Raw genomic sequence first — 11,921 nt, forward strand, 5'->3', positions numbered from 1 at the left:
AAAGGGTCTTTTCACTTGTTTTGGATCCGATCAGCCCGCCAAACGCAATGTAGTGAAGACCAAGTGGATTGCACCCTGGCAACGCCCGTCGCCACAATGGCGGCATGTATCTTCGACGCTGTTACAAGGTCAAGGACGGCAAGCGGCATGCGTACTGGGCGCTGGTGGAGTCGGTGCGGACAGAGCGAGGCCCGCGCCAGCGGGTTGTGGCGCACCTGGGCCAGTTGGAGAAGTCAGCGGCCCGGGACTTGGCGGCGGGGCTGGGGCCTGCGGCTGATAGCCGCGGCACTGCCGCCGGCACGCTCTTTGACGAATCTCACCCGCACTGGGTGACGGTCGATGCATCGCGGATGGCGGTCGTCGGCTGCAAGGAATTGGGCGGGGCGCTGCTGGGCCTGGACCTGATGCATCGCCTGGGGTTGATGGAGTTCTTCCAGCGTGTGATGCCGGCCGGCCGCGAAGATGTCCCTTGGCCGGCGATGGCGGCCGTGCTGGTACTGTGCCGCCTGCTCGATCCCTCCAGCGAGTTGCACATCGCAGAGCACACCTACGAGCGGTCGGCCTTGTCGGACCTGCTGGCCGTGCCGGCGGCCAAGGTCAACGAAGACCGGCTGTACCGCGGCCTCGACGCGCTTTTGCCGCATAAAGAACAGTTGCAGGTCCACCTCAAGAACCGCCTGGGGCAACTGTTCCAACTGGACTACGACCTGATCCTCTACGACGTGACGAGCACCTACTTCGAGGGGCAGGCCGATGGCAACCCCATGGCCCGGCGCGGCTACAGCCGCGACCATCGCGGCGACTGCAAGCAGGTATGCATCGGGCTGGTGGTCAGCCGCTGCGGGATGCCGCTGGGCTACGAGGTCTTCGACGGCAACCGCAGCGATGTGACGACGCTCCAGGAGATCGTCACGACGATGGAGACCCGCTACGGCAAGGCCAATCGAATCTGGGTGGTGGACCGCGGCATGGTCAGCCAGGAGAACATGGAGTTCCTCAAGAACGGCTGCCGGCGGTACATCGTCGGTACGCCCAAGAGTCTGCTCAAGCAGTACCAGCGGCAACTGCTGGAAGAGAACTGGCAGACGATCCGGGCGGATCTGGAGGTCAAGCTCTGCCCCTCGCCCGACGGACAGGAGGTCTTCATCCTCTGCCGCAGCGGCCCGCGGCGCGACAAAGAGAAGGCGATGCATGAGCGATTCGTCCGACGGATCGAGCAAGGGCTGCTGGACCTTCAGGCCGCCTGCATCCGCCAGAGACAAGATCCCATCCTGATCGCCCAGCGCCTGGGCAAACTGATGGGCAAGAACTCGCGCGGGGCCGGCGGCTTCCAGACCGCGGTGCTGGCGGGCCGGGATGGCTCGGCGTGGCTGGACTGGTCCAAGGACCCCGCCTGGCAGGACTGGGCGGCCCTGAGTGAGGGCTGCTACATCCTGCGCAGCAACGTCACCGATTGGACGGACCATGAGTTGTGGGAGGCGTATATCCAACTCACGGAGGCCGAAGGGGCATTCCGCATTCATAAAAGCGACCTGTCGCTTCGGCCGATCTGGCACCAGAAGAGCGAGCGAGTGCAGGCCCACATCCTGGTGTGCTTCCTGGCCTACGTGCTGTGGAAGACCTTGGGGCAACTGTGTCGGCGTGCGGATCTGGGCGATGAGCCGCGCAAGGTTCTGGATGAACTCTCGCAGATTCAGGTGATCGATGTGACAGTGCCGACCCGCCGCACCGACGGCTCGACCGGGCCGCTACTGCACAAACGCTGTATCAGCCGCCCGACGGATCACCAGGCGATCCTGCTTCAGCGTTTGGGCCTGAACCTGCCGTCGAGGATGAAGATCATGCCCCCGCCGCTGACTGCTTCGTAGCGATGTAGTGAAGACTTTCAGGGCGCTGCCCTTGATAATAAAGCACTTACGTCGCCAACTGCGGAAGTTGGGGTAGTGCGCCGCCGTGGTGCTTGTTGCAGTGTGGGCCAAAAGTTCATCGAGGCGATCCGCAACTGTAAATGACGCAAACACGATGGAACCGCGACAGAAGCGTTATTAGCGGCGGAGCTCGCTCTGCACCTCAGCATTCAGAGCAGAGTAGAAGCCCTGACCTTCAATTCACTCAAGCGGCGCCTGAGCCTCCAGATGAAGCCTGCAAGGCCCAGAGCATAGACTGTCATTGTGGCGACAACAGCCAGGTACACATGCGGCGACAACGGAACATCGAGCCTCGGCTGATCGTTGACGGGGGTAATTAGCACCGCTGCGACGAGCGTGAGCAAGGTAAACCACGTCCACTTGAGGAATCGTTGCCTCAGCGTATTGTCGCCAAGGTATCGGCTGACGTGCGACAGATACCAGCATTCGGCCGCGACGCAACAGGCAGCAATGCCATCGGCAATTGCCATCCAACCGAGCATCAGCGGGCTGCGGTGCGTGTTCGGATAGATGTATTCAAATATCAGTTCAAGAACCGAATTGAGGAAGGCGACGACCAGCAACCATCGGATCGTGTGGCGCAGCAATCGATGGCCCGAGATCTTCGGCAAAGGCAACGTCAGCAGAAAACCGCCCACGACCCAAAATATGTCGGGCAAAGTCTTGACTAGTTCACTGCCGGGAAAGCTGCCCAAGAAGGCGTCCGTCAATAGGAACATCACAGACGCATAGATAACTGCGGCTTGAAGTACGCACCCGCGGACACAGGGTCTGGCCCAGCGAATTACCGTCCATGCGGGGGCTATCGCGAGAAGATCTGCCTGCACCTTTTCTGAAACGCTCAATACACCCATGGTCAACCCCGATTCTATAGAGCCGCTATCCTAGCGTCATATTGTTTGCGATGCACCACTTCGTCGTGCATCTTGCTTCCACGGTAATAGGGTAATAGGGACAGCGCGCGGCCGTCGTCATCGACGAAGAAGACATCCTGACAATTATTGCCCCGCTGCGTGATGTGATGCGGGCAGCCAGGCAGCACCATTCGAGCGACTCGCGGCATGGCCGAATCCTATCCACCCCAGCCGCCGGCTGTCAACATCCGTGCAGAATGATGGGTGACTGTCCCCTAATGGGCGACTGTCCCCTATGACCCTGCAGAATAATAGGTGACTGTCCCCTATTACCCGGTGTGCAGGCGGACCAGTTTCCCCGAATCAAAGGTGACGGTCGTGGCAAAGCTGTCGTCGTCGGAGAGGAAGCCGAACAACCCCTGGCCGAGGAGGCGACTCACCTCGCGAGAGAAGTTCAGCCAAGGCAGTTCGTACTTCAGGAAAACCTTGTGGGCGGCTTTGACCGCCGCGATGAAGGGTTTCGCTTCTGGGAGCGCCTCGGCAGGATCACTGAACTTGTCGCTGGACACGAAGTCGGCGAAAGGTGGTAGGCGCTCTCTTCGCCCGGAGCAAGCACTCAGCAGCCAGAGGCCCTGTTTTTTGTGCTTGTAAAGCTCCCACCAAACTCCAGGGCCGAGTCCTGATAGCTTCCGGGGCTCCGGCTCATTCGTCACAACGTATCCGGATAGTAGCGATCCCATGGGCTTCTCCCGGGATAATAGGGGACAGTCACCCATTATTTTCATGGCTCACGGCCTTTTGTTTTTCTCCGGCGCGGGCGGCCGACGGGGAGGGGGCGCAGGCGGCGGCCGACCAGGTGCTCCAGCTTGGCGATGAATTTGTCGCTGCCCAGCGGGCGGCCGCGGTGCGTCCACGTCCGCATCTGCCGCAGCGTCGGCTCATCCTGCGGCCGTGCCAGCGATTCACGCCAGTTGCCGTCGGGGGGCTGGAGATTCTTCCAAGCCGCCATGTCCAACATACCCGGGATAGCTTGGCAGGCCGCCTCGCCGCAGTGGGCCGCAGCGCTGCTGAAGGGCCACCGCCACGCCACGCGGCACAGGCCGGCCCGCACGGGGTTGCGCTCGACGTACGCCATCGCCGTCCAGAAGTGCTCGTCGTCAAGGCCGCACGAGTAGAAGCGGTTTTGCCACAGATGCCCGCTGCGGCCGTGCATGCGGTTGATGTACTGCGTGTACAGCCAGTGCGTGCGCCCGACGGCCTTGGCCAGCGACTCCTCTGCCGCGGGCGTGGCGATCAGGTGCACGTGGTTGGTCATCAGGCAGTAGCCCTGGACGCTCAGGCCGTAGGCGGCCGACTGCTCGGCGAGGATGGAAAGATACGCGCGGCGGTCATCGTCGACGAAGAAGACGTCCTGGCAATTATTGCCCCGCTGCGTGATGTGATGCGGACAGCCAGGCAGCACCATTCGAGCGACTCGTGGCATGGCCGAATCCTATCCACCCCAGCCGCCGGCTGTCAACACTCATGCACAATAATGGGTTATCCGGGAGCATCGCTGTTCAGCTCCTCTTCTTTGTCTGTCGCACCTACCGAACGGGAAGCCCACAAATCCACGCTGCTATGCTATAGTCATTACTGTAACCTGGAGCCGTCCACCCGTCGTCGAACCCGAACACACCGTCGTTAGACTCCGGCATTGGGGTGGTGAACGCTTCCTGGGCCGATATGCATCCCCTGGCGAGATCAACGAGCGTGACTTTTGAAATAGTGGCATAGGCCTTTATCGGTTGCCCCCCGATTATCCTAGTTCCATTTTTGTGAGTGATTGTATAATTAGTTGGCGTTTTTGCCCGACTCTCCTCATAGAGATATACTGCGACGCTGTCCCGGCTTGCGACTTCGGAGAAACTGCGATATCGTACTCCATTGGTCGGAATTGCATACTCCAAGTGTTTCAGCCTGTCACCACTTCCACCGTAAAAGTAGATCTTGGCATTGGGCCGATAATTCTGAGCGGGCGAGTTAGCCGAACGGCCCTTCTCTGCGATTGCTCGTGCCTGACGGATCCAACACGACTTTCTGAGTCCTACAAACGTCTCATTCCATTGCACTGTCTCCTTTGCATCAAAAGTGATTCCGGCGTCCATAAGTACCTTGTCAGCGGCCTCCATAGCTCGTGCAGCCTCCTCAGGAGAACCACTCGCGGCGTGATGAACACCTTTCAGTAGTGCATCTAACGCCCACGTCTGCTCATAACTACCATAGCGTTTAACTACCTCAACCAATGCCGTAGCGTCCCCGGAACCCAAGCGATGAATGGCGGCATCTCGTATGTTAGGCGGGACAGATTTATATAGTGCCCAACTTAGACCGGATAGCAACAGGATCTGCATGAGCACAGCCGGGATAGTTGCGACATACCAGATGCCTGCCGATCTACCAATACTTGTTCTATGGGACGCGACGCGCACTATCAGGCATATTGTCCACCCTATGTATGCTAACCCGCATAAGCCAGATATCATATACGCCCACGAACCGCACAGTGAGATGAAAGTCATGAGGCCGATAACAACTGTAGTAAGTACTAGCGTCATGAACCAGAAGTACACGGGGCCCCCGAAATGGCTCTTTCGGGACATGGCATCAGCAGAGACAGGCTGCGATACTGTTTGCCCGTCGGTGGGCACGGCAGGGCTGATGCTGCTGGCGGTCTTCAAGGGGACCACAAACAGCTCCCCGCACTTCGGGCACCTCCCGTGCTTTCCAGCTTTGTCGTCTGCAAGTTTCAGCCTAGCCCCGCAACCTTGGCACTTGACGATGATCATTCGTTCGCCTCTTCTCGCCTGTGCAGCCGGACCTCGACGTGGTTCCCAAGATTCGTCTGACTGGGTGCCCGTGATTGTACGCGATTGGTCAGACGCGTCAAGAGACAACCTGACCGCTCCTCTGCCCACCCACCTCCTGGAAATTCGTCCATGAAGTCAGCCAACCGCCCATGCTCGCGATTGTTCCAGAATGCTCTGGATTCCTTCGTGGCTATCTCAAAACGCTCTTCTCGAACCTATGCTCCGGGCAAGGAACAAAGGGGACAGGCTACTTTTACGGGCTGGTCTTTGGATGTAGTTCCTTTATTCTGGGGCGGCCTCGGGGGCGGGGGGGTGTTCCAGGCCCGGCGCTGCGGCCGACCGCTTGGCGAGCATGGTCTGGCAGGACATCGCCTTGAGCCCGGTTTGTTGCCCGCGTCGTTGAGCAGAGCGCGCGGAGTGGAACGTCTACTATTGAGGTCTGCGCATACCACAATTAGACGCGATTCCCGCGAAACCGCTGTGAAAAGTACAACAAAGTGCAAGGAAGTGCAGCAGGGGTTAGGTCGGAGGGCGTAGGGCATAGAGGCAAAGAGATGCCAACCCGATGACCGAAGACCCTACGACCTATGACCTAAGCCCTAAGACCTCTCTGCCTGGGCGCTTCCCGCCAAACCGCTGTGAAAAGTACAACAAAGTGCAAGGAATGTGCAATTGTGGCACGGCCCGTACCGCTTATGCGGGAGGTCATGGGCGTAGGTCACAGGTCGTGGCATCGTATCGCCTATACCCTACTCCACGACCTTTGCGACGAACCATCCGGGCCAACAACCGCGCGGGGCAAGCCCCGCCGCTAACGTTACTCCTCCTCGGCGGGCTCGGGCGACTGGAGCTGAGCTTCCAGTTGCGTCTGCAGATCTTCCTGGGTGCGCCAGGTCTGCTTCTGGCGCTGGCTGTTGAGCAGGACGGCCGGGCTCAGGCGATCGGCCAAAGCTGTGAAGGCCTCGACGACGATCGGGTCGAACTGGGCTCCGGACTGGTTCTTGATCTCATTGAGGGCTTCCTGGGGCGAATGCGGTCCGCGGAACGCCCGGGGCGAGGTCATGGCCTCGAAGGAGTCCGCCACGGCCAGGATCCGCGCCGAGAGCGGAATCTTGGCCCCGACGAGGCCTTCGGGATATCCCGTGCCGTCGAAGTGCTCGTGGTGATAGCGGACGGTGGGAATTTCCTGTTCGAGGAACTCCATGCCTTCCATGATGCGCGCCCCGATCTGCGGGTGGCGCTGCATGATCTGCCACTGCTGCTCGTTGAGTCCGCCGTTGCACAGCAGCACCGAGTCGGGCATGGCCAGCATGCCGATGTCGTGCAGAATGGCCGCGCCGCTGAGGTGCTTGATCAGGCGGTCGGGCAGTTCCATCTCGCGGGCAATGAGCACCGCTAGGTGGCGCACGCGGTGGGCGTGGTCGGCCATGTGAGGGTTGCGTTGCTCGAGGGTCTCGATGACCTCCTCGACGGCGCTGACGAACAGGTCCTTGAAGTGCGTGTCGAGGCCGGCGAGCTTCTTGGACAGGCTGTTGACCTTCAGGCGATCGGGCGCCATGTCGGGCCACTGGATCGAGTCCAGGTCCTGCGAGAGGACGTACCGATTGCGTCCGAGCTCTTTGGCCGCGTACAGCGCGCGGTCGGCCATGCTCAGCAGCGCGCTGGGGCTCTCGATCTCGCCGCTGTGCAGGTCGGCGATGCCGATCGAGCAGGTGGCCCGCAGCTCGACGTTGGCGGCGGTAATGACCAGGTCGGCCACCGCTTTGCGGATGCGCTCGGCCACGGGAACGGCGTCGCTGGCGGCGCTTTCGGGCAGGAGGATGGCGAACTCGTCGCCGCCGAAGCGGGCGGCCAGGTCCGCCTTGCGGCAGGCGGCCTGGATGGCCGTTCCGACGCGCCGGATCATCTCGTCGCCGGCGGGATGTCCGCCGACGTCGTTGATCGCCTTGAAGAAATCGATGTCGATCACGACGGCTGTCAGCGGGCGGTTATAGCGCCGGGCCTGCTCGAAGCAGGTGTGGAGCATCTCGTCGAACCGGCGGCGATTGGCCAGCCCCGTCAGGGCGTCGGTCTTGGAGATGCGGTCCATCTCGTCAAACGCCGATTCGAGCCTCCGGGCCACCTCCAGCGGTTCGCCGTGCAGATCGCGCGTCAGGGTGTGGCTGTCGGCGGCGCCGCATTCGATCTGCTGCAGGCGCCGCATCAACCGCAGGACCGGACCGGCCACCAGCATGTGTACCCCGGTGATGACCAGCAGGATCAGCCCCACCGACAGGCTCAGGATGATCAGCACGGTGCGGCGGGCGCCGACCGCCTGGCGGAAGACCTGGTCGTCGTCGACCACCGCCCGGTAATAGCCCAGCACCTGGCCGGCATGGTCGTGGGCCAGCCAGACCGTCGTGAGCTTGTTGCCCTCGCCGTGCCAGAACGACTGCGAGGCGGTGACGCTGGAATCCTTCACCAGCGGCAGCGCCGGCGAGCTCACAAAATCAACCTGCCCGCTGATCAGGCGCCCCAACTGATCGAAACTGGCGCCGTCAAGCACACTGGCGATACAGAACGCGCCGCCGGCGCCCGGCGCCTCGCTACGGACATAGATACCAACACTGTGACCGAACTTGAGCAGCCGCACGGTGTCCGTCTCAGACGCTGCCGCGGTCTTGGCCGCATCGGCCCCGGTGGCGGCGACGCCACCCTGGCGCGACCACGCCATCAGGGTCTTGCCCCCGGCGTCGCTGATCCAGGCAACATCCACTTTGGTGGCATTGAACCCCTGATCGAGAACGGCCCGCATCGCCGTAGCGTCCTGTTTACCCGAGAGATATCCCTTCACCTGGCGACCGGAGGCCCAGGCCGCACAAACCTGCTGCAGCTCGTTGCGCTGGCTTTGCAGCGCCATTTCAACGGTCTTCTGGGCTCCCGTCGCCCGCTCGCTCAGCGCCGACTGCTGCTGATCGAGCGACTGCGGACGCAAGAAGAACAGGTCGACCAGGAAGATCGCCCCGGCCGAGGTAATGGCAAAAATCAGAAGCATACCCGGCGATGTTATTTTCAGACCGCTCAAAACCAACCTCCGTGGGCGTTTGCCAATACATCGAGCCGCGGTGCGGCTGGAGTGCTCTCTGATGGAAGTCTGGGATACATCCGCCCTCTTGCCAAGCCAGCGTCAAAAGAATCTACCGTCATTTCCTGGACTCCCGTCTGCACCGGGTCCGCACCCGGGGCAACTTGCCGCACCGCGCGCCCACACTAAAGGGTTCGGATGAATACCCGGCTGACTTTTGTAACGCCTTGAGTTGCTCTTGACTGACCGCCGCGACGGGCGTAGTATCCCTCAATCCTCATGAACCTTGGCGGCAGCGTGCGTTGCGCGCTACACTAAAGGTCATGGGATGAACCACAGAGGCACAGAGACAACTGAGGTAGAGACCAGAACAAGAGCTGCTGGGTCCCGTGCCTCATCGATCTCTGTGCCTTTGAGGTAAGTTGTTGTTAACACGCAACCTTGCCAGGAGCGATGAAATGAAGGCAACCGTATTGACCGTCGTCTGTGTCGCCGCCGTGGTCGGGGCGATTTTCATGGCCAAGAGCCAGGGGTGGTTCGCCGCCCCGGGCGTAACCTCAGCCGAGCCGACAGCGCCGGCACAGCCCAAGGAGAAGAATCCCGTGGTCATCATGGAAACCTCAAAGGGAACGATCAAGATCGAACTCTGGGCCGACAAGGCCCCCATTACCGTCAAGAACTTCCTGACCTACGCCAACGAGAAGTTCTTCGACGGCACGATCTTCCACCGCGTGATCCCCAACTTCATGATCCAGGGCGGCGGCTTCGACGCGACCATGAAGCAGAAGCCCACCCACGACCCGATCAAGAACGAAGCCAAGGCCGACGTGAAGAACGACCGCGGCACCATTGCCATGGCTCGCACCAGCGTCGTCGACAGCGCCACCGCCCAGTTCTTCATCAATCTCAAGGACAACGCCTTCCTCAACCACCAGGATGAAACCGACGAGCGGTTCGGCTACTGCGCCTTCGGCAAGGTCATTGAAGGCATGGACGTCGTCGACGCTATCGCCAAGGTCCGCACTGGAAACAAGAACGGCCACCAGGACGTCCCCGTCGAACCGGTGACGATCACCTCCGTCCGCGTGGCTGACAAATAAACCCGCTGAAGAACGACAAAGCGCCACAGAGATCACCGAGAACACAGAGAGAGTGAAAACTTCCTTGTGGGCTTGGTGATCTTTGTGGCGTTTCTTTTTCTGGCGACCGCTAACGTAATGGAACGCGGGCGCGCATATATAGGGGTAGGGAGATCCGGTTGTTAACCGGTTCCCCCTCCCTCCGAACCGGACGGGCGGGTCTCCCGCATCCGGCTCTCCAGTTGGTGGTTCACCCACGGGGGGATTGACGCAAGATGCCTTGGGCTGTCAGCAGTGACAGCAGCCCACGGGTCTCAAAGTATGCGTTGGGCCAGCGTTGATGATCGGCCCCCCGGCCGCGGCCACGCAGACCGTGGCGGCGTCGCTGGATGCTCCGCAGTCGCATGCGCACCCATCGGTCGACGTTTCGCAGGGCCGTGTAGTGGCTGTGCTTGAAGTATTCCAGCCAGCCACGCAGCGTTCCGTTGACGTTGGCGATGATCGCGTTGAGGCTTTGGCCGTTGTTGCGGCCGGTCTTGGGTCGCAGGGTGTCTCGAAGCTTCCTGAGGCTCTTGTCGCTGGGCCAGCGATAGCCCCGCTCAAAGTGATATCCCAGGAAGTCGAAGCCGCCTTTCTGACTGGCGTCCACGATCCGCGTCTTGTCCGGGTGCAGCGTCAGGCCCGCCTCGTGCGTCCATTGTCGCACGTGCTCCAGAGCCTGCCGGGCCTCCTGCTCACTTCGGCACAGGATCACGAAGTCATCGGCGTATCGAACCATCTCGTATCCGGCACAGGCCATTGCATGGTCCAGCCCATCGAGATAGATGTTCGATAGCAGCGGGCTGACGACTGCGCCCTGGGGTGTGCCTTCTTCCGGCGTCCACCACCGGGCCGTCTCCATCACCTGCTGCCGCAGATATGACTCGACCAGTCCCAGCACCCGACTGTCGGCCACGCGGGTCTTGACCCGCTCCATCAGCCGCTTATGAGGGATGCTGTCGAAGTAGCTCTTGAGGTCCGCATCCACCACCCAGACGTATCCGGCTTCCAATAGCCCGCTCACCCGACGCAGCGCGTCTTTGCATGATCGTCCCGGACGGAACCCGTAGCTGTGGGCTGCGAACTCCCGCTCGAAGATCGGCTCCAGCACCTGACGCACCGCCGCCTGAGCCACCCGGTCGCGAACCGTCGGGATTCCCAGCGGCCGCAACTCTTTGCCGCCGCTCTTGGGAATGTACGTCCGGCGGACCGCCTGCGGCCGGTATCGTCCCGTCCGCAGCTCTTCCTCCAGCCGCCCTAGATTCGCTTCCAGTTGCTCAGCGAACACCTCGATCGTCTGATGGTCCACTCCCGCCGCGCCTCGATTGGCTTTGACTTTTTCAAAGGCCGACCGAAGGTTCCGCGGCGAGTACACCTTGTCAATCAAGCTGAACCATACGCCTCCTTTGACGCCGTTTTCCAGCGCCGTCAACATGCGATCCGTCCAGACGGAGGGTTCCGTCCACGACCATCGGTCGCGAACCTGTCCGGCTTGATTAGCCTTGGGGGGCACTGCCGCCGGGGGTTGGTCCCTGCCTGGTTCCTTCACGCCTCCACCTTCCTGCGGTCCCTTCGCTCCAGGCCCGTTACGGCCCTTCGTCGCTACTATGGCCGCTCTGACTCCTGCAGGGTGCGGCTCTTCGGCACAGCGTGCATGAACACCGCGTCACTGGCCCTGCAGGTCTCCCTGCTTACGTACACGCCCTTGCGATCATTCCGTCTCCAAACACCCGGTGCCCCTCTGCCGTCGCTTTGACACGTTACCCTTCAGCTCGACAGACGTCCTTTGCAGGTCTGGGCTTCGCCAGCCGCTAGCGGGCTCGCCAAGGCACCTGGCCGAATCGAGTTCGTCATCCTACGGACTGATCGTTCACCTCTCGTTGCTCTCCACCTTGCCTCGCGGCAACGCAGTTACGGTCGGTTACAGGCCGGAGAACGTTTGCCTGGAAGGGACTTGCACCCTTCTGTTCGTGTACGCTCACAGGCGCACTAGCGATCGAGCTTGCTCGACGCGGTTTCTTCCCTGACCTCAAAACCGCGCGGGGCAAGCCCCGCCGCTAATGATTCCAGGTTCCCGGTTCCCCAGTTCCCGGTTCCCATCTCCTCGG

8 protein-coding genes are annotated in these 11,921 nt (G+C 61.3%); 2 read left to right on the plus strand and 6 right to left on the minus strand.

Annotation, left to right across the window (positions count from 1 at the left end):
* Nucleotides 1–104: 104 nt before the first annotated feature.
* Nucleotides 105–1,868 (plus strand): IS1634 family transposase, encoded by a 1,764-nt coding sequence (locus ABFD92_04385; protein MEN6503755.1) that lies wholly within the window; start codon nucleotides 105–107, stop codon nucleotides 1,866–1,868.
* A 209-nt stretch (nucleotides 1,869–2,077) separates the two neighbouring features.
* Here the strand turns inward: ABFD92_04385 and ABFD92_04390 are convergent, their stop codons facing one another.
* The 5 genes from ABFD92_04390 to ABFD92_04410 form a co-directional block, all read right to left on the minus strand.
* Nucleotides 2,078–2,647: a hypothetical protein gene (locus ABFD92_04390; GenBank protein MEN6503756.1), complete on the minus strand. Its 570-nt coding sequence runs from the start codon at nucleotides 2,645–2,647 to the stop codon at nucleotides 2,078–2,080.
* Nucleotides 2,648–3,111: 464 nt separating this feature from the next.
* The gene (locus ABFD92_04395) at nucleotides 3,112–3,522 is read right to left on the minus strand and encodes a hypothetical protein (protein ID MEN6503757.1); all 411 of its coding nucleotides are present in this window, start codon (nucleotides 3,520–3,522) and stop codon (nucleotides 3,112–3,114) included.
* Nucleotides 3,523–3,563: 41 nt separating this feature from the next.
* Complete coding sequence (locus ABFD92_04400; GenBank protein ID MEN6503758.1) at nucleotides 3,564–4,265, minus strand: transposase; 702 nt, start codon at nucleotides 4,263–4,265, stop codon at nucleotides 3,564–3,566.
* A 103-nt stretch (nucleotides 4,266–4,368) separates the two neighbouring features.
* The gene (locus ABFD92_04405) at nucleotides 4,369–5,610 is read right to left on the minus strand and encodes a hypothetical protein (GenBank protein ID MEN6503759.1); all 1,242 of its coding nucleotides are present in this window, start codon (nucleotides 5,608–5,610) and stop codon (nucleotides 4,369–4,371) included.
* 838 nt (nucleotides 5,611–6,448) lie between these two features.
* Nucleotides 6,449–8,665, minus strand: a complete 2,217-nt coding sequence (locus ABFD92_04410) for a diguanylate cyclase (GenBank protein MEN6503760.1) — start codon at nucleotides 8,663–8,665, stop codon at nucleotides 6,449–6,451.
* Between the two features lie 641 nt (nucleotides 8,666–9,306).
* Here ABFD92_04410 and ABFD92_04415 point away from each other — a divergent pair.
* Nucleotides 9,307–9,795: a peptidylprolyl isomerase gene (locus ABFD92_04415; protein ID MEN6503761.1), complete on the plus strand. Its 489-nt coding sequence runs from the start codon at nucleotides 9,307–9,309 to the stop codon at nucleotides 9,793–9,795.
* Between the two features lie 229 nt (nucleotides 9,796–10,024).
* Here the strand turns inward: ABFD92_04415 and ltrA are convergent, their stop codons facing one another.
* Nucleotides 10,025–11,362, minus strand: a complete 1,338-nt coding sequence (gene ltrA / locus ABFD92_04420; protein MEN6503762.1) for a group II intron reverse transcriptase/maturase — start codon at nucleotides 11,360–11,362, stop codon at nucleotides 10,025–10,027.
* Nucleotides 11,363–11,921 lie beyond the last annotated feature (559 nt).

This window comes from Planctomycetaceae bacterium, assembly GCA_039680605.1.
Classification (GTDB): Bacteria; Planctomycetota; Phycisphaerae; order SM23-33; family SM23-33; genus JAJFUU01.